Source organism: Microbacterium aurum, from assembly GCF_016907815.1.
GTDB lineage: Bacteria > Actinomycetota > Actinomycetes > Actinomycetales > Microbacteriaceae > Microbacterium > Microbacterium aurum.
Genome location: NZ_JAFBCQ010000001.1, coordinates 2,652,532 through 2,671,131, shown reverse-complemented (window position 1 = coordinate 2,671,131; position 18,600 = coordinate 2,652,532). Strand labels below are relative to the sequence as shown.

The window sequence follows — 18,600 nt, the reverse complement described above, 5'->3', positions numbered from 1 at the left end:
GCGTGCCGACCTAGACTTGACGGGCCATGATTCGACCCGACCTGAGCCTCCCTATCCCCGCCGAGATCACCGCCGCCCACTTCATCGGGATCGGCGGATCCGGGATGTCGGGGCTCGCGGGCATGTTCCTCGACCGCGGCATCCGCGTGTCGGGGTCGGACCGTGCGGACAGCGCCGCGCTGCGGGCGCTCGCCGATCGGGGTGCCATCGTGCACGTCGGCCATGACGCGGCGAATCTTCCCGACGCCGTCGACACTGTGGTCCACACCGGAGCGATCTGGCCCGAGAACCCGGAGTTCCTCCTCGCCAAGGAGCGAGGGCTGCACGTCATCCACCGCTCGCAGGCGCTGCACTGGCTGATCGGCAGCCGCCGCCTCGTCAGCGTCGCGGGCGCCCACGGCAAGACGACGTCGACCGGCATGATCGTCACCGCACTGCGCGGCCTCGGTGAGGCGCCGACCTTCGTCAGCGGGGGAGTGATCGCCGATCTCGGCGTTTCCAGCGGCACCGGCTCGGACGAGCTGTTCGTCATCGAGGCCGACGAGTCCGACGGCACCTTCCTCCTCTACGACACCTCGGTCGCCCTCATCACCAACGTCGACCCCGATCATCTCGACCACTGGGAATCGCGCGACGCGTTCTACGACGGCTTCGTCCGGTTCGCGAACGGCGCCCGCGAGGCCGTCGTCATCTCCGCCGACGACGCCGGCGCCCGCCGCGTCGCCGCCGCGCTCACACACCCGCGGGTGATCACGTTCGGCGAGGGTGCCGCCGCCGACGTCCGCGTCACCGACATCGTGACGGCCGGTCCCGTCGCCTTCGCCCTGACGCACGACGGCGAGACCGTGCCGGGACGCCTGTCGGTCCCGGGTGCGCACAACGCCATCAACGCCGCCGGGGCCGTGGCCGTGCTGCTCACGCTCGGCTACCCGCTCGAGCCGGCCCTGCGCGCCGTCGAGCGGTTCGCGGGGACGGTCCGCCGCTTCGAGCTGCACGGCGTCGAGCGCGGCGTCAGCGTCTACGACGACTACGCCCACCACCCGACCGAGGTGGCCGCGGCCCTGTCGGCCGCGCGCAGCGTCGTCGGCGACGGCCGCATCATCGCCCTGCACCAGCCGCACACCTACTCGCGGACGCAGGAGATGTACCGCGAGTTCGCCGACGTCCTCGAGACCCTCGCCGACCACACCGTCGTCCTGGATGTCTACGGCGCCCGCGAAGACCCGGTGCCCGGCGTCACGGGCGAGCTCGTCAGCGGCGCCTTCCGCGACGCCGACCGCGTGCACTTCGTCGCCGACTGGCAGCAGGCGGCCGACTACACGGCATCCGTCGCCCGCTCCGGTGACTACGTCATCACGCTCGGCTGCGGCAACGTCCACCTCATCATCCCGCAGGTGCTCGAAGCCCTGGCCGCGAAGGCACAGGACTAGCCCATGCGCCGGCCGACTCCGCTTCCGGCCCCGCCGTCGACCGGTGCCGCCGGCGACGCGGACGCGCCGGTCGAGGTGTCGATCCCCCTGCCGCCGCGCCGCACCGAGACCGCCCCCGAGACGCCGTCCGAGCCGACCGGCGCCGTGCCCGGTGGGGCGGGGGCGGACGCGCGGGACGACGACCTCACTGCGCCGGCGTGGGCCACCACCGCGCCGCTCGCGCCCGTCGTCCCGATCGACGACCGCGATCCCTCCGACGCGGATCGGGTCAAGCCGGACGAGGGGCAGGCTCCGGATGCCGCGCCCATCGGCGTCCGCGATGTGTGGGCCGCCGCCCGCGCCCGGCGCCGGGCGCTGCGCGCCGAGGTGCGTCGCTTCACGGTGCGCCAGCGGCGGCGTCGGATGCTGTGGATCGGCGTGCTGGGCGCGCTCGCGCTGCTGGTCCTCGGCACCCTCGGCGCCGCGTACAGTCCGCTGTTCGCCGTCGAGCGGATCCGCGTGGTCGGCGCCGAGACGCTCAACCCCGGGGACGTCGAGGCCGCGCTGGACGGCCAGCTGGGCACTCCGCTCCCGCTCATCGACTCGTCCGAGATCAAGGCGGCGCTCGTGCAGTTCCCGCTGGTCCAGAGCTACACCCTCGAGGCGCGGCCGCCGCACGAGCTCGTGGTCCGCATCGTGGAGCGCACGCCCATCGGAGCGGTGCAGTCCGCGGCCGGGTACACGCTGGTGGATGCCGCCGGCGTCGCGCTCGCGACGACCCCCGATCCCCCCGCGGGTCACCCCGTGATCGAGGCGACCGACGGGATCGGATCGCCGGCGTTCACCGCGATCGGCACGGTGTACCGCTCGCTTCCCGATGACATCCGCGCCCAGGTGACGACCATGCGCGCGACGACGGCGAACGACGTGACGCTGACGCTCGGCGGAACGAACACCGACGTCGTCTGGGGCAACGCCGACGAGTCCGCCGAGAAGGCGCTGCGCCTGGCTTCGGCCATGGCGGTCCGGCCTCCGGCCGATGTCTCCAGCTACGACGTCTCCTCTGTCGACGCCGTCGTCATCCGCTGACACCGCCGCGCGAGCTTCGATCGCCCGAGACGCGAACTCCGATCGCGCGAGACGCGAACTCCGATCGCGCGACACGCCCAGCGCCTGAACCGGCCGCCGGTGTCTCCCGCTTACCTTCAATCAAGGAATTGCATACTCGGCAATTCTTTAAACCTCAACTTGAGGTTCAAGGTTTAGCAGTCAGGGTTCGGGACACAATGGAGGCCGGCATGAGCCAGAACCAGAACTACCTCGCGGTGATCAAGGTCGTGGGTGTGGGCGGCGGTGGCGTGAACGCCGTCAATCGGATGATCGAGCTCGGGCTGCGAGGTGTCGAGTTCATCGCGGTGAACACCGACGCGCAGGCGCTGCTCATGAGCGACGCCGACGTCAAGCTCGACGTGGGCCGCGAGCTCACCCGCGGGCTCGGTGCGGGCGCCGACCCCGAGGTCGGCCGTCGCGCCGCCGAGGACCACGCCGAAGAGATCGAGGAGGCGCTCGCGGGGGCCGACATGGTCTTCGTCACCGCCGGCGAGGGCGGCGGCACCGGCACCGGCGGCGCTCCCGTCGTCGCGCGCATCGCGAAGTCGATCGGCGCGCTGACGATCGGTGTCGTCACCAAGCCCTTCTCCTTCGAAGGGCGCCGCCGCCAGCAGCAGGCCGAGCAGGGTGTCTCCAAGCTCAAGGAAGAGGTCGACACCCTCATCGTCGTCCCCAACGACCGGCTGCTCGAGATCAGCGACCGCGGCATCTCGATGATCGAGGCGTTCGCCACGGCCGACCAGGTGCTCCTGGCCGGTGTGCAGGGCATCACCGACCTCATCACGACGCCCGGTCTCATCAACCTCGACTTCGCCGACGTCAAATCGGTCATGCAGGGGGCGGGGTCGGCGCTCATGGGAATCGGCTCGGCGCGCGGCGCCGACCGGGCGATAAAGGCGGCCGAGCTGGCCGTCGAGTCGCCGCTTCTGGAAGCCTCGATCGAGGGCGCCCACGGCGTGCTGCTGTCGATTCAGGGTGGGTCGAACCTCGGCATCTTCGAGATCAATGACGCCGCGCAGCTGGTGAAGGAGGCCGCGCACCCCGAGGCCAACATCATCTTCGGCACGGTCATCGACGACACCCTCGGAGACGAGGTGCGCGTGACGGTCATCGCCGCCGGCTTCGACGGCGGTGAGCCGCAGGCGCGCATCGAGCCCATCACGGCGCAGCGCCCCGTGTCCGCTCCGCTGGTCCCCGCGGTGCCGGCCGACGAGGCCGCTCGCGAGATCGCCGAGGCCGACCACAGCGCCCCCAAGGAGACCGTCTCGGTCACGGCATCCAGCGACTCGTACGACTCGGTGTTCGGCGATGACGACCTGGACATCCCCGATTTCCTGAAGTGACCGATCTGGCCGAACGACTGACCGCCCTGGACGCCCGCATCGCGGATGCGGCCAGGGCGGTCGGTCGCGACCCCGGCGCCCTGACGCGCATCGTCGTCACGAAGTTCCACCCCGCGCAGGTCGTCGCCGACCTCGCCGCCCTGGGCGTGCGCGACGTGGGGGAGAACCGCCAGCAGGAGCTGACCGCCAAGCGCGCCGCGCTGCAGCAGGTCGAGGGACCGGCCGCGGATGTCCGATGGCACTTCATCGGGCAGCTGCAGAGCAAGAAGGCCCGTGCGGTGCGCGCGGCATCCGACTGCGTGCACTCCGTCGACCGCGATCGCGTGGCCGATGCGCTGCACGCCGCCGACCCCGACGGCAGCGTGCTGGATGTCTTCCTGCAGGTGAACCTCACCGACGACCCGGGCCGCGGCGGGATCTCGCCGGGCGAGGTGGAGACCCTCGCGGAGCACGTCGCGGCGCGCTGTCCGTCGCTGCGCGTGTGCGGAGTCATGGCGGTCGCCCCGCTCACGCAGGCGCCGGCCGCGGCCTTCGAGCGCCTCGCGGCGGCCGCCGACGCGGTGCGGCGTGTCGTGCCGGATGCCGCGTGGATGTCGGCCGGAATGTCCGGCGACTTCGCCGAAGCGATCGCCGCGGGCGCGACACACCTGCGGATCGGCACGGCAATCACGGGTCCGCGGCCCGCTGACGGCTAGCCTCAAACACAGACGAGCAAACGGAGGAATGCGATGTCGAACCCGCTCAAGAAGACCATGGTGTACCTGGGCCTCGCCGATGAGGAAGAGGTCTACGACGAGCCGGTCGCCGAGACCCCGGCCCGCCGCGAGCGCACGAGCGAGCGGGGCGCGGAGCGCACCGTCGAGAAGGCCGCGCCCGTGGTCCCGCTGCACCGTCCGGCCGTGGTGCGTCAGCCCACCGCCGGCACCGTCAGCGAGATCCTCACGGTGCACCCCAAGCAGTACCGCGACGCGCAGCTGATCGCCGAGAACTTCCGCGACGGCATCCCCGTCATCATCAACCTCTCGCAGATGAGCGACGCGGACGCACGTCGCCTCATCGACTTCGCCAGCGGTCTCTCGCTCGGTCTGTACGGACGCATCGAGCGGGTGACGAGCAAGGTCTTCCTGCTCTCGCCCGAGAACGTCGCGATCTCCGGTGACGGCTCGGTCGCGCAGGCCGATCCCGAGGCCGCGCCCTTCTCGCAGTAGTCGTGGAGTTCGTGCGCCTGGCGGCATCCGTCGTCGACGTCCTGCTTCTCGTCTACATCCTGTTGCTGCTCGCGAGGCTCATCCTCGAGTACATCCCGATGTTCAACCGCGAGTGGCGGCCTCGGGGATTCGGGCTCGTGCTTGCCGAACTCGTCTTCACCGTCACCGATCCTCCGCTGCGGTTCTTCCGTCGCCTGCTGCCTCCGTTGCGGCTCGGACCCGTCGCGCTGGACCTCGGTTTCCCCGTCACGATGATCGCCTGCTTCGTGCTGCTGTCGGTCGTCCGCATCTTCGAGCGCCTGTGACGGGCTCCTCGCACCGCCCCGGCGTGCGGACTATGCTGTGTCAGTACGACTCGCCGAAGCGGGTCACCCCCAATCGGCCCGCGTCGTGAGCCCCGAAAGAGGAAACACCATGGCTTTGACCCCCGAAGACGTCGTCACCAAGCAGTTCCAGCACGTCCGTTTCAAGGAGGGCTTCGACCCGGATGAGGTCGACGACTTCCTGGACGAGATCGTCGTCGAGTGGCGCAAGACCATCGCCGAGAACGAGGAGCTGAAGGCGAAGCTCGCCGCCTACGAGTCGGGCGAGGCGCCCGCGCAGGCCGCTGCCCCGGCAGAGGAGCCGGCGGTCGAGCACTCCGCGCCCGAGCACGAGGTCGTCGAAGAGGTTCCCGCGCCCGTCGCGGCCGCTCCCGCCGCCACCGGCGGCGCCGCCGCCTCCGCCGGCATCATCGAGCTCGCGCAGCGCCTGCACGACGAGCACGTCGCCGACGGCGTCACGCAGCGCGACAAGCTCATCTCCGAGGCGCAGGCCAAGGCCGCCGCGATCCTCGCCGAGGCCGAGGCCAAGGGCCGCGAGGAGATCGCGCGCCTGGAGAGCGAGCGCGTGACGCTCGAGGGCCGCATCAGCGAGCTGCGTCAGTTCGAGCGTGATTACCGCTCGCAGCTGCGCGGCTTCATCGAGGAGAAGCTTCGCGACCTCGACGTCGCCGGCTCGACCTCGGGTGCGACGCCCGTCTCGGCATCCTGAACCCGGTGGAGCCCCGCACCTCTCGGCGCACCACCCTGCTGTCCCGGCCGGCGGCCGGCACCCTCGTCGCGATCCTCGCGGCGCTGGTGCTGGCCGCCGACCAGTTCTCCAAGCACCTCGCGCTGACGAACCTGCCCTATCAGGAGCCGGTGGAGGTCTGGGGCCAGTTCCTGCAGTTGTATCTGACCCGCAACCCCGGCGCCGCGTTCTCGTTCGGCGAGGAGGTCACCTGGGTCTTCACGCTGGTGCTCGCCGCCGCCGCGGTGACGATCGTCGTGCTGGCGGTGACGCGCGTCCGGTCCCGGACATGGGCGATCGTGCTGGGGCTGCTTCTCGGCGGCATCCTGGGCAATCTCACCGACCGACTGCTGCGTGATCCCGGATTCCTCGTCGGGCACGTCGTCGACTTCATCAACACGCCATGGATGTGGCTGGGCATGAACCCGGCGATCTACAACGTCGCCGACATGTTCATCGTGACCATGATGATCGGCGTGGCGCTGCTGGTGCTGCGCGGCCGTCGCCTGGACGGCAGCCGTGAGGGAGACGACGCGCCGGCAGAGGATGCCGACGTGAGCGCGTCTGCCGAGCCCGCGCGCGAGTCCCGCGACGACGACTGACATGCCGTCCCGCAGCATGCCCGTCCCCGACGGACTCGACGGCGTCCGCGTGGACGCCGCCCTCGCGAAGATGCTCGGCTTCTCGCGCACCTTCGCCGCCGAGGTCGCCGAGGCCGGCGGGGTGCGGCTGGACGGCCGTGCCGTCGGCAAGTCCGACAAGCTGCGCGCCGACGGCTGGCTCGAGGTCGAGTGGTCCGAGCGTCGCGAGCCCGAGATCGTCCCGATCGCCGTGCCCGACCTCGGGATCGTCCACGACGACGACGACATCGTCGTGGTCGACAAGCCTGCTGGCGTCGCGGCGCATCCGTCCGTCGGCTGGGAGGGTCCGACGGTGCTCGGCGCCCTCGCCGCCGCCGGCTTCCGCATCGCGACGACCGGTGCGCCGGAGAGGCAGGGCGTCGTGCACCGGCTCGACGTCGGCACGAGCGGCTTGATGGTCGTCGCCAAGAGCGAGCGGGCCTACACCGCGCTCAAACGCGCGTTCAAGGAGCGCGAGGTCGACAAGATCTACCACGCCGTCGTGCAGGGACACCCGGACCCCCTCGCCGGCACGATCGACGCGCCGATCGGGCGCCACCCCTCGCACTCCTGGAAGTCCGCCGTCACGCCCGACGGCAAGGACTCCATCACCCACTACGAGACGCTCGAGGCGTTCCCGCGCGCATCGCTGCTGGAGATCCACCTCGAGACCGGGCGCACGCATCAGATCCGCGTGCACATGGCCGCGCACCGGCATCCCTGCGTCGGCGACCCGCTGTACGGGGCCGACCCGACGCTGTCGGCCCACCTCGGACTGACACGGCAGTGGCTGCACGCCCATGAGCTGTCGTTCGCGCACCCTGTCACGACCGACTGGGTGACCTTCACGAGCGCGTACCCGGCCGACCTCGCGCACGCCCTCGAGGTGCTGCGCGGCTGACCCGCGCCCCGCGCCCGGCACCCGGCCCCATTCGCCGAGAGAACAACTGCGCGCCGAGAGAACGGGCATCACCCACGCTCTCGGCACCCCGTTGTTCTCTCGCGGTCACGGCCGTCGCGGGCGGGCGGGGCGGCCGCGCACGGCGGCCGCGCACGGCGCGGCGCACGGTCCGAGGCGGTCAGCGCCCGCCTTCGAAACGCGCCTCGCCCGCCTCGTCCAGGGCGGACTCGACGCGCCGGCGCATGTCGCCGGTGAGGTCCGGGTGGTCGAGCGGGAACCAGCCCACCTCGGTCATCTCGCCGTCGGCGGGGTACGGGTCGCCCGAGACCCACTCGCAGCGGAACACGAGGTCGAGGTAGTCGCTCTGGTCGCCGTTGTCGTAGATGACCCGCGGAATCTGATGCACCCACGTCAGCCGGGTCGCCCGCGCGACGACTCCCGCCTCCTCGAGCGTCTCGCGCACCGCGGCGTCTGCGGGCTCTTCCTGCGGGTCGACGATCCCGGTGATCGGCGTCAGCGCCCCGGTGTCGCTGCGCCGGCCGAGCAGCACTTCATCGCCGCGCAGCACGACGGCGGTCACCCCGGACAGGGACAGCGGCATCGTGCCGACGTGGCGGCGGAGTTCCAGGATGAAGTCGGGAGTGGGCATGCGTCCAGCCTAGAAGCCGGTGTCGGTGGCCCCGCCGTAGACTCGATCCGTGGCATCCGACTCCTTCGTACACCTGCACGTGCACAGCGAGTACTCGATGCTCGACGGAGCCGCGAAGATCGGTGCGATGACGAAGGCGGCAGCCGAATACGGGATGCCGGCGATCGCCGTCACCGACCACGGCAACACGTTCGCGGCGTTCGAGTTCTACAACGCGGCCAAGGCCGCGGGCGTGAACCCGATCATCGGGCTCGAGGCCTACGTCACCCCCGGCACGCACCGCAGCGACAAGTCCCGGGTCGCGTGGGGCTCGCCCGACCAGAAGAGCGACGACGTGTCCGGCTCGGGCGCGTACACGCACATGACGCTGTGGAGCGAGAACACCGCGGGCATGCACAACCTGTTCCGGCTGAGCTCCCGCTCGAGCATGGAGGGGTACTACTTCAAGCCCCGCATGGACCGGGAACTGCTGCAGACCTACGGCAAGGGCCTCATCGCGACGACCGGGTGCCCGTCCGGTGAGGTGCAGACCCGGCTGCGACTGGGGCAGTACGACGCCGCGCGCGCCGCCGCCGCGGAGTTCCAGGACATCTTCGGCAAGGAGAACTACTTCGCCGAGATCATGGATCACGGCCTCTCGATCGAGCGCCGCATCATGACCGACCTGCTGCGACTCGCGAAGGATCTCGACATCCCGCTGGTCGCCACCAACGACTCCCACTACACGCACCAGCACGAGGCTGACGCCCACGAGGCGCTGCTCTGCGTGCAGTCGGGGTCGACGCTGGACGATCCGAACCGGTTCAAGTTCGACGGCGACGGCTATTACATCAAGACGGCGCAGGAGATGCGCCAGCTCTTCCGCGACCATCCGGAGGCGTGCGACAACACGCTCCTGATCGCGGAGCGGTGCCAGGTCGAGTTCAACACCGCCGCGAACTACATGCCCCGCTTCCCGGTGCCCGACGGCGAGACCGAGGACAGCTGGCTCATCAAAGAGGTCGAGAAGGGCCTGCACTACCGGTACCCCGCCGGCATCCCCGACAAGGTCAGAAAGCAAGCGGAGTACGAGACCGGGATCATCCTGCAGATGGGGTTCCCGGGGTACTTCCTCGTCGTCGCCGACTTCATCAACTGGGCTAAGGACAACGGCATCCGCGTCGGACCCGGACGTGGTTCCGGCGCCGGATCCATGGTCGCCTACGCGATGAAGATCACCGACCTCGACCCGCTCGAGCACGGCCTCATCTTCGAGCGCTTCCTCAACCCCGACCGTGTCTCCATGCCCGACTTCGACGTCGACTTCGACGACCGGCGCCGCGGCGAGGTCATCGACTACGTGACGCAGAAGTACGGCTCCGAGCGGGTCGCGCAGATCGTCACGTACGGCACCATCAAGTCCAAGCAGGCGCTGAAGGATGCCGGGCGCGTGCTCGGCTTCCCGTTCAGCATGGGCGAGCGCCTCACCAAGGCCATGCCGCCGCCCGTCATGGGCAAGGACATGGAGCTCGGCGGCATGTTCAACCCCGAGCATCCGCGGTTCAAGGAGGCGAGCGAGTTCCGCAGCCTCATCGAGACCGACCCCGAGGCGAAGACGGTCTTCGACCGGGCGCTCGGGCTCGAGGGCCTGAAGCGCCAGTGGGGCGTGCACGCGGCCGGGGTCATCATGTCCTCGGAGCCGCTGCTGGACATCATCCCCATCATGCGCCGCGAGCAGGACGGCCAGATCGTCACGCAGTTCGACTACCCGTCGTGCGAGGCGCTCGGTCTCATCAAGATGGACTTCCTGGGGCTGCGCAACCTCACGATCATCTCCGACGCCCTCGACAACATTCGCATGAACCGTGGCGAGGAGATCGACCTCGAGCACCTCAGCCTCGACGATCGCGACGCGTACGATCTGCTGACCCGCGGCGACACCCTGGGCGTCTTCCAGCTCGACGGCGGCCCGATGCGGGCGCTCCTGCGCCTCATGAAGCCCGACAACTTCGAGGACATCTCCGCCGTCATCGCGCTGTACCGTCCCGGTCCGATGGGCGCGAACTCGCACACCAACTACGCGCTGCGCAAGAACGGGCAGCAGCCGATCACCCCGATCCATCCCGAGCTCGAAGAGCCGCTGCGCGACATCCTCGACACGACCTACGGCCTGATCATCTACCAAGAGCAGGTCATGGCCATCGCGCAGAAGGTCGCCGGGTTCTCCCTCGGTCAGGCCGACATCCTGCGCCGCGCGATGGGCAAGAAGAAGAAGTCCGAGCTGGACAAGCAGTACGAGGGCTTCTCCGGCGGCATGAAGGAGCGCGGCTTCGGGGAGGGCGCGATCCAGGCGCTGTGGGACATCCTCCTGCCGTTCTCGGACTACGCCTTCAACAAGGCGCACTCCGCCGCCTACGGCCTGGTGTCGTACTGGACGGCGTACCTGAAGGCCCACTATCCCGCCGAGTACATGGCCGCGCTCCTCACGAGCGTCGGCGACTCGAAGGACAAGATGGCGGTGTACCTCAACGAGTGCCGCCGCATGGGCATCAAGGTGCTGCCGCCCGACGTCAGCGAGTCGATCCGCTACTTCGCCGCCGTCGGCGACGACATCCGCTTCGGCCTGGGCGCCGTGCGCAACGTCGGCGCCAACGTCGTCGACGGGATCGTCGCGGCCCGCGAGTCCGGCCCCTACACCGGGTTCCACGACTTCCTCACGCGCGTGCCCGCGCAGGTGGCGAACAAGCGCACGATCGAATCGCTCATCAAGGCGGGCGCGTTCGACTCGCTCGGCTCCACGCGCCGCGCGCTGATGGAGATCCATGAGGACGCCACCGAGCAGGCGGTGCTCGACAAGCGACGCGAGGCGAACGGCGAGGTCGGCTTCGACTTCGACAGCCTGTGGGGCGACGACGAGCCGCAGGCGGTGCAGAAGGTTCCCGACCGGCCGGAGTGGACGAAGAAGGACAAGCTCGCCTTCGAGCGCGAGATGCTCGGCCTCTACGTCTCGGACCATCCGCTGGCCGGGCTCGAGATCCCGCTCGCCAAGCACGCGTCGACCTCGATCCACGACCTCCTCGCCTCGGATGACGTGAACGACGGCGACATCGTCACCGTCGCGGGTCTGGTCACGAGCGTGCAGCACCGCGTCGCGAAGCAGAGCGGCAACCCCTACGGCATGATCACGGTCGAGGACTTCGACGGCGAGGTGACCGTCATGTTCATGGGCAAGACCTACACCGAGTTCTCGTCGATGCTCGTCGCCGACTCGATCCTCGTCGTGCGGGGGCGCGTGTCGCGACGCGACGACGGCCTGAACCTGCACGGCCAGTCCGCCTTCTCGCCGGACCTCGGGTCGATGGATGCCGCGGGACCCCTCGTCCTGCTCATGCCCGAGCACCGCGCCACCGAATCGACGATCGGTCAGCTCGTCGAGGTGTTCGGGCGTCACCCCGGCACCACCGAGGTGACGCTGAAGCTGCACAAGGGCGGCGTCGCGAAGGTGTTCGAGGTGCCTGCCCAGGTGGGCGTCACGGTCGACCTGTACGGCGAGCTGAAGGGGCTTCTCGGTCCGCAATGTCTCGGGTGAGGCCGGCGACCGAAGAGTAGGATCGCTGTGGAGTTTCCCGTTCCGGAAGGATGCGCACCGTGACCGACGAGAAGAACACCCCCGAGACCGAACCGGCGGCCGAGCCCGTCATCGCTCCCGCCACCGACGCGGCGGCTGATGAGTCCCGCGAGGGTGAGGCCCCGGCATCCGGGCACGATGACGACGTGACCTACGCGTCGTTCGCCGAGGCCTTCGAGGCCCTCACCGACGGACCGGAGGGCGTCGACGCGTCGGCGCCGCCGCAGTACGGCGTCGGGCCGTTCTCCATTCGCGAGGTCGCGCTCGCGGGCGTCTGGCTGCTCGCGTTCGTCTTCTCGTTCTTCCCGATCTACGACTACGGCCGCGCCGGAGCCGGGCCGTCGGTGTGGACCGGCATCGACTGGCTGCTGACGATCGGCACGCCGACGATCGCGGTGTTCCTGCTGGGTCTGCGCCGGCTGTCCCCGCAGGGCATCCGCCGCGTCGGCTCGCTCGGCATCGACCAGTTCGCCTCCGTCGCCTTCTCGGTCTCGGCGATCATCTGGCTGGGCCTGCTGTGGAGCTCGTTCGTCTCCGTCTCGGGCACGGGCATCTTCCTGTCGACGTGGGTCGTGTGGGTCGAGTTCATCCTCATGCTCGCGGGCGTCCTGCTGACGGTGTTCGCGCCGCTGTTCCCCACCATCGGCGAGGACTTCCGCCACCGCCCCGAGGTGCCCGCACATCGCTTCGCGCGCCCCGCCCGCCCCGTCGTCGCGCGCCCCGCGGCGCCCCGGCCGGCGCCTGCCGCCGCACCGCACACTGCGAGCCCGTACGCGGCTCAGACTCCGCAGGCGACGGATGCCGGCGCGTACGCGGCGGCTCCGGTGGCGGAGACTGCGGCCCCCGAGACGACGGTGATCGCCGATGTCGAGCCCGCGCCGTCCGCGTCGCAGGCGTTCTGGGCGCTCGCGCCCGTGGAGCGCGACGTCGTCGATGAGAACGGTGTGCCCCTGTTCACGATCGGACCCACCGCGTGGGCGCTCGTGATCGAGGATCGTGGCGACAGTTTCGTCGTGCGTCATGAGGACGGCCGCATCGGCTACCTCCGCGACGTCTCCGGCGTGACGCGCGGGTAACCTGGACGGATGCTCCGCACCATCGACTTGCGCGGTCGCGCCCTGAGCACGCCCGAGCTGCTCGCCGCCGTGCCGCGGGCGACCGCTGCCCGTGACGAGGCGCTGACCGTCGCCGCACGGATCGTCCACGACGTCGCCGCACGCGGCGAAGAGGCGCTGCGCGAGCAGGCCGCCCAGTTCGACAATGTTCAGGGTCACGACATCCGGGTGCCGCAGCACCACCTCGACGAGGCGCTCGGCGGGCTGGATCGCGCCGTGCGCGCCGCGCTCGAAGAAGCCATCCGCCGGGTGCGGGAAGCCTCGGCCGCGCAGATCCCGCCGGTGCGCGTCACCGAGCTCGGCGCCGGCGCGCGCGTCGAGCAGCGCTGGCGCCCCGCGGAGCGCGTCGGCGTCTACGTCCCCGGCGGCAAGGCCGTCTATCCGTCCAGCGTCGTCATGAACGTCGTGCCGGCGCAGGTCGCCGGTGTCACGCACGTCGTGCTCGCCTCGCCGCCGCAGGCCGAGTTCGCCGGCCGCGTGCACCCCGTGATCCTCGCCGCAGCCCGGCTGCTGGGCGTCGAGGAGGTGTACGCCATGGGCGGCGCGGGCGCGATCGGCGCGTACGCGTACGGCGTGCCGGGGCTCGGCCTCGAGCGGGTCGACGTCATTTCCGGCCCGGGCAACAACTTCGTCGCGCTCGCGAAGCGGGTCGTCGCCGGCGTCGTGGGCACCGACTCCGAAGCCGGCGCCACCGAGATCCTCGTCGTCGCCGACGCCTCCGCCGACGCGGACTGGGTCGCCGCCGACCTCGTGAGCCAGGCCGAGCACGACGAGCAGGCCGCCGCCGTGCTGGTCACCGATTCGGCAGAGCTCGCCGACGCGGTCGCCACGCGTGTGGCCGCGCGCGCCGCCACGACGCGGCACGCCGACCGCGTCGCCGCCGCCCTGGGCGGCCCGCAATCCGCGATCGTGCTCGTCGACGACATCGCCGCGGCCACCGCCTTCAGCAACGCCTACGCCCCGGAACACCTGGAGCTGCACCTCGACGGGCTCGAGCTGGGGGACCCCCGCGTGGACGCTTTCGTCAACGCGGGCGCGGTGTTCGTCGGCGGTCACTCGCCGGTGAGTCTCGGCGACTACCTCGCCGGCAGCAACCACGTCCTGCCTACGGGGGGTCAGGCCCGCTACGCGGCCGGCCTGTCGGCATCCACCTTCCTGCGTCCGCAGCAGATCATCGCCTACGATCGCGCCGCACTGGCCGACGTGCAGGATGGGATCGTCGCCCTCGCGACGGCCGAGGCCCTGCCCGCGCACGGCGAGGCCGTCGTGGCGCGATTCGCACAGGACGGAGCGCGCTGATGCACTGTCCCTTCTGTCGCCACGCCGACTCGCGGGTGATCGACTCCCGCACGAGCGACGACGGTCTCAGCATCCGCCGCCGCCGGCAGTGCCCGGAGTGCGGCGGCCGGTTCTCGACGATCGAGACGGCCAGCCTCAACGTCATCAAGCGCTCCGGCGTCATCGAGCCGTTCAGCCGCGAGAAGGTGATGTCCGGCGTCCGCAAAGCCTGCCAGGGGCGCCCGGTGACCGAAGCCGATCTCGCGATGCTCGCGCAGGCCGTCGAGGAGGCGGTCCGCCAGACCGGATCGTCGCAGATCGACACCAACGAGATCGGGCTGGCGATCCTCGGCCCGCTGCGCGAGCTCGACGAGGTCGCGTACCTGCGCTTCGCGAGCGTGTATCAGGCGTTCGACTCGCTGGAGGACTTCGAGTCCTCCATCGCGCAGCTGCGCGCCGACCACCAGCGCGTCGCGGAATAACGACGGCCGGTGCGGCAGGGCCCGATGCCCGCCGCGCCGTAGGCTGGAGGCGATGTATCCGCTCATCTTCCGCACCGTCTTCTCGCGCATGGATCCCGAGCGCGCCCACCATCTCGTCGTGCCGGTGATCCGCGCGTTCGGAGTCTGGCCGCTGCGCCCGATCGTGCGCGCGCTGACCCGGCCCGACCCGCGCCTGCGCACCGAGGCGCTGGGGCTCGCGTTCGACTCGCCGTTCGGCGTGGCGGCCGGGTTCGACAAGAACGCGGTGATGAGCGAGGGGCTGTACGCGCTCGGATTCGGTCACGTCGAGGCGGGGACGGTGACGACGGTGCCGCAGGACGGAAACGCCAAGCCGCGGCTGTTCCGTCTCGTGGCCGATCGCGCGCTCATCAACCGGATGGGATTCAACAATGCCGGGGCCGCGGCGGCCGCACAGCGCCTGCGCCGCTCGCGTCGGCATCCGCGTCGCGCCGTGCTGGGCGCGAACATCGGCAAGAGCCGCATCGTCGACGTCGAGCACGCGACGGCCGACTACGTCACGAGCACGAAGCTCGTCGCGCCCGTGGCCGACTACCTCGTCGTGAACGTGTCTTCGCCGAACACGCCGGGGCTGCGCGGCCTGCAGGCGGTCGAGACGCTCCGGCCCCTGTTGGAGGCGGTGCGGGATGCCGCGGGTACGACGCCGCTGCTCGTGAAGATCGCCCCTGACCTGCCCGACGACGAGGTGTCCGCCATCGCCCGCCTCGCGGTGGATGCGGGGCTGTCGGGCATCGTCGCGACCAACACGACGATCGAGCGCGAGGGGCTGCGCACCCCGGCGGCCGCCGTCGCGGCGATGGGGGCGGGTGGGTTGTCGGGTGCGCCGCTGAAGGCGCGCGCGCTGGAGGTGCTGCGCATCGTCCGCGCCGCGGTGCCGGAGGATTTCTGCGTCATCGCAGCCGGGGGAGTGGAGACCGCCGCCGATGTCCAGGAGCGGCTGGATGCCGGGGCGACCCTCGTCCAGGGCTACACCGCCTTCATCTACCGCGGGCCGCTGTGGGCGCGTCAGATCAACCGAGGGCTGCTCGCCGCGCGCGACTGACGGCGTCGCGGTCGCCTGCGCTGCCGTCGTCCGTCGCACGTTGCTGTTGTAGCGGCGGGTAGGCGCGCTGTGCGTCGGTTGAGCGCGCCGCGCCGCGCATGATCCCGGCGGCGAGGGAGGCGGCGACGGATGCCGCGGCCACCGCGACGGGGGAGCGGGCGCTCAGGCCGGGCGCTGGCCGCGCTTGACCTGCGGCTTGGGCAGGCGCATGAAGCGCATCTGGATCGTGCGCATCGCGGCGTACCAGCCGAGGCCCTTCTCGGTGCGCTCGCCGAACTTCGCGCGCGCCAGCTTCTTGACCCGGATGCTGGTGAAGATCATGTCGACGACGACGAACATGATGAACAGCCACAGCCCGACGAAGCCGTAATAGACGATCGCGGTGTTGGGCACGAGGTTCAGCAGGATCACGACGAGCATGAGCGGCATCAGCAGCTCGCCGGCGTGCCACCCCGAGTCGACCCAGTCCCGCACGAACCGGCGCTGCGGGCCCTTGTCGCGCACCGGCAGATACCTCTCGTCGCCGTTGGCCATGCCGATGCGGGCCTTCTCGCGCTGGGCGGCGAGCTCGGCCTTCGCGCGGGCGCGCGCCTCCTTGGTGTCGGCGACGAGGGGACGCTTCCGGGCGGCCTCCTGCTCGGCGCGCGAGGGCGTCGGACGGTTCTTGCCGGGTCCGGCGGGGACCTCGGGGGCGGCGTCGGGGGCTGCGGAGTTCTTGGCCACGGGGTGGAACCTCGATGTCTGGGCGCGTTGCGAGCGGGGTGCGATCCGCGGGCGGCGCGCGGTTCGTGCCCCATAAGATTACCCGCATGTCCGCATCCTCGTCCCGGCCCGACCCGTCCACCCCTGGCGCATCGCGCCGCGCCGCCGTGCGCGCCGCGGCGGAGGCCGCCGTGCCCGCGGCGCTGGCAGACCTCGGAAACCTGGTGCGCATTCCGTCGGTGGCCTTCCCGGGCTTCGACCGCGCCGAGGTGGAACGCAGCGCTACCGCGGTGCAGGCGCTGCTGGCGGACCTCGGCATCTTCGACCGCGTCGAGGTGACGACGGCGGTGATCCCCGAAACCGGTGCCGAGGGGATGCCGGCGGTGCTGGCCTCGCGCGCGGCGCGCAACGGGCGCCCCACGATCCTGCTCTACGCCCACCACGATGTGCAGCCGGTGGGCGACGAATCGCTGTGGGAGTCGGCGCCGTTCGAGCCGACGGTGCGCGACGGCCGCCTGTACGGCCGCGGCGCCGCTGACGACAAGGCGGGCGTCATGGCCCATGTGGGCGCGCTGCGCGCGTTGATCGAGGCGGTCGGCACCGACTTCGACCTGGGCGTCAATCTGTTCATCGAGGGGGAGGAGGAGGCGGGCTCCGCCTCCTTCGCTGCGTTCCTCGCCGAGAACGCCGACGCGTTGCGGGCGGACGTCATCGTCGTGGCCGACTCCGGCAATTGGGATGCCGCGACGCCCGCACTGACGGTCTCGCTGCGCGGCAACGCGCGCTTCACCCTGACGGTGCGCACGCTCGAGCACGCCTCGCACTCCGGCATGTTCGGTGGTGCCGTGCCCGACGCCATGCTCGCGACCGTCAAGCTGCTGTCCACGCTGTGGGACGACGACGGTGCCGTGGCGGTCGCGGGCGTGCACGAGCGCGACGCCGAGACGCCCGAGTACACCGAGCAGACCCTCCGCGACGAGGCGGGGCTTCCCGACGGGGTCAGCCCCATCGGGAGGGGGACGATCCTCAGTCGCATCTGGAACAAGCCCTCCATCACGATCACCGGCATCGACGCGCCGAGCGTGCGAAACGCCTCCAACACGCTCTCGCCCGAGGTCTCCGTCGTCATCAGCATGCGGGTCGCGCCCGGCCAGGATGCCCGCGAGGCGTTCGCGGCGATCGAGGAGCACCTCCGTGCGCGCGCGCCGTTCGGCGCGCAGCTGAGCTTCAGCGACATCGACTGCGGCAACGCGTTCCTCGTCGACACCGGCGGATCGGCCGTTGCCCACGCCCGCGCGGCGCTGGAAGAGGGCTATGGCGTGCCGCCGGTGGACATCGGGGTCGGCGGCTCAATCCCGTTCATCGCCGACCTGGTGCGCGAGTTCCCCGGCGCGCAGATCCTCGTGACCGGCGTCGAAGATCCGCACGCGCGGGCCCACAGCCCCAACGAGTCGCTGCACCTGGACACCTTCCGGCATGCGCTCGTCTCGGAAGCGCTGCTCTTGGAGAGCCTCGATTCCGCCACGGCGTCGTGACGCGGCGGTAGAATCGAGCACATCGCACCGCGCGCGCCCGGTTCCGGACGTGCGGCCTGACACCCTGCGGAGGCACCCATGACCGACATCGCGACGCCCATCCCGACGACCGACGCCAAGGCGCACGGCGTGCTGCTCACCGATGCGGCAGCCGAGAAGGTCAAGAGCCTGCTGCAGCAGGAGAACCGCGACGATCTGCGTCTGCGCGTGGCCGTTCAGCCCGGCGGATGCTCGGGGCTCATCTACCAGCTCTACTTCGACGAGCGGTTCCTCGACGGCGACCAGGCGGTCGACTTCGACGGCGTCGAGGTCATCGTCGACGACATGTCGGTGCCGTATCTGGACGGCGCCACGATCGACTTCAAGGACACCATCTCGGAGCAGGGGTTCACGATCGACAACCCCAACGCGGCCGGCAGCTGCGCCTGCGGCGACAGCTTCCACTGAGCGGCTCCCGCTCCGCCGCGCACGCGCGGATCCGGGCCTCCGGCCCCTCCGATAGTGGTTGAC

Annotated in this window: 18 protein-coding genes; 16 read left to right on the top strand and 2 right to left on the bottom strand. The window is 70.7% G+C overall.

What is annotated here, in order from left to right:
• Nucleotides 1–26: 26 nt before the first annotated feature.
• The 9 genes from murC (at nt 27) to JOD60_RS13105 (ending at nt 7,641) form a co-directional block, all read left to right on the top strand.
• Entirely contained in the window at nt 27–1,430 is a 1,404-nt protein-coding gene (gene murC, locus JOD60_RS13145) for a UDP-N-acetylmuramate--L-alanine ligase (protein WP_076691029.1), read from the top strand.
• Nucleotides 1,431–1,433: 3 nt separating this feature from the next.
• Nucleotides 1,434–2,498, top strand: coding sequence for an FtsQ-type POTRA domain-containing protein (locus tag JOD60_RS13140; protein WP_076691028.1), 1,065 nt, complete (start codon nt 1,434–1,436; stop codon nt 2,496–2,498).
• Between the two features lie 209 nt (nt 2,499–2,707).
• Nucleotides 2,708–3,862 (top strand): cell division protein FtsZ, encoded by a 1,155-nt coding sequence (gene ftsZ / locus JOD60_RS13135; protein WP_076692219.1) that lies wholly within the window; start codon nt 2,708–2,710, stop codon nt 3,860–3,862.
• Nucleotides 3,859–4,557 carry a YggS family pyridoxal phosphate-dependent enzyme gene (locus tag JOD60_RS13130; RefSeq protein WP_076691027.1) on the top strand — a complete coding sequence of 233 codons (699 nt, stop codon included), beginning with the start codon at nt 3,859–3,861 and terminating at the stop codon, nt 4,555–4,557. The genes ftsZ and JOD60_RS13130 overlap by 4 nt, the downstream gene beginning before the upstream one ends.
• A gap of 33 nt (nt 4,558–4,590) precedes the next feature.
• The gene (locus JOD60_RS13125) at nt 4,591–5,070 is read left to right on the top strand and encodes a cell division protein SepF (RefSeq protein WP_076691026.1); all 480 of its coding nucleotides are present in this window, start codon (nt 4,591–4,593) and stop codon (nt 5,068–5,070) included.
• 2 nt (nt 5,071–5,072) lie between these two features.
• Nucleotides 5,073–5,375 (top strand): YggT family protein, encoded by a 303-nt coding sequence (locus tag JOD60_RS13120; protein WP_076691025.1) that lies wholly within the window; start codon nt 5,073–5,075, stop codon nt 5,373–5,375.
• Nucleotides 5,376–5,484: 109 nt separating this feature from the next.
• Entirely contained in the window at nt 5,485–6,102 is a 618-nt protein-coding gene (locus tag JOD60_RS13115) for a DivIVA domain-containing protein (protein WP_076691024.1), read from the top strand.
• Between the two features lie 5 nt (nt 6,103–6,107).
• On the top strand, nt 6,108–6,722 hold the full coding sequence (lspA, locus tag JOD60_RS13110; protein WP_157127951.1) for a signal peptidase II: 615 nt from the start codon (nt 6,108–6,110) through the stop codon (nt 6,720–6,722).
• A 1-nt stretch (nt 6,723) separates the two neighbouring features.
• Entirely contained in the window at nt 6,724–7,641 is a 918-nt protein-coding gene (locus JOD60_RS13105) for an RluA family pseudouridine synthase (RefSeq protein ID WP_076691022.1), read from the top strand.
• A 178-nt stretch (nt 7,642–7,819) separates the two neighbouring features.
• Here JOD60_RS13105 and JOD60_RS13100 read toward each other — a convergent pair whose 3' ends face one another.
• A complete protein-coding gene (locus JOD60_RS13100; RefSeq protein ID WP_076691021.1) occupies nt 7,820–8,290 on the bottom strand; it encodes an NUDIX hydrolase in 471 nt (156 codons plus the stop codon).
• A 49-nt stretch (nt 8,291–8,339) separates the two neighbouring features.
• Between JOD60_RS13100 and dnaE the strand changes: the two genes are divergently transcribed.
• From dnaE to JOD60_RS13075, 5 genes are read left to right on the top strand one after another with little or no spacing between them, the layout of a single operon-like run.
• Nucleotides 8,340–11,858: a DNA polymerase III subunit alpha gene (dnaE, locus tag JOD60_RS13095; protein WP_076691020.1), complete on the top strand. Its 3,519-nt coding sequence runs from the start codon at nt 8,340–8,342 to the stop codon at nt 11,856–11,858.
• A 59-nt stretch (nt 11,859–11,917) separates the two neighbouring features.
• A complete protein-coding gene (locus JOD60_RS13090) occupies nt 11,918–12,973 on the top strand; it encodes a hypothetical protein (protein WP_076692218.1) in 1,056 nt (351 codons plus the stop codon).
• A gap of 9 nt (nt 12,974–12,982) precedes the next feature.
• A complete protein-coding gene (gene hisD, locus JOD60_RS13085; protein ID WP_076691019.1) occupies nt 12,983–14,311 on the top strand; it encodes a histidinol dehydrogenase in 1,329 nt (442 codons plus the stop codon).
• Nucleotides 14,311–14,772 (top strand): transcriptional regulator NrdR, encoded by a 462-nt coding sequence (gene nrdR / locus JOD60_RS13080; protein ID WP_076691018.1) that lies wholly within the window; start codon nt 14,311–14,313, stop codon nt 14,770–14,772. Before hisD ends, nrdR begins: the two co-directional genes overlap by 1 nt.
• Before the next feature lie 52 nt (nt 14,773–14,824).
• Nucleotides 14,825–15,853 (top strand): quinone-dependent dihydroorotate dehydrogenase, encoded by a 1,029-nt coding sequence (locus tag JOD60_RS13075; protein WP_076691017.1) that lies wholly within the window; start codon nt 14,825–14,827, stop codon nt 15,851–15,853.
• Nucleotides 15,854–16,015: 162 nt separating this feature from the next.
• Here the strand turns inward: JOD60_RS13075 and JOD60_RS13070 are convergent, their stop codons facing one another.
• On the bottom strand, nt 16,016–16,576 hold the full coding sequence (locus tag JOD60_RS13070; protein WP_076691016.1) for a DUF3043 domain-containing protein: 561 nt from the start codon (nt 16,574–16,576) through the stop codon (nt 16,016–16,018).
• A gap of 86 nt (nt 16,577–16,662) precedes the next feature.
• On the opposite strand from JOD60_RS13070, the gene JOD60_RS13065 reads away from it, so the two are divergent.
• A complete protein-coding gene (locus tag JOD60_RS13065; protein ID WP_076691015.1) occupies nt 16,663–18,090 on the top strand; it encodes a dipeptidase in 1,428 nt (475 codons plus the stop codon).
• 78 nt (nt 18,091–18,168) lie between these two features.
• On the top strand, nt 18,169–18,537 hold the full coding sequence (erpA, locus tag JOD60_RS13060) for an iron-sulfur cluster insertion protein ErpA (RefSeq protein WP_076691014.1): 369 nt from the start codon (nt 18,169–18,171) through the stop codon (nt 18,535–18,537).
• Nucleotides 18,538–18,600: the final 63 nt, after the last annotated feature.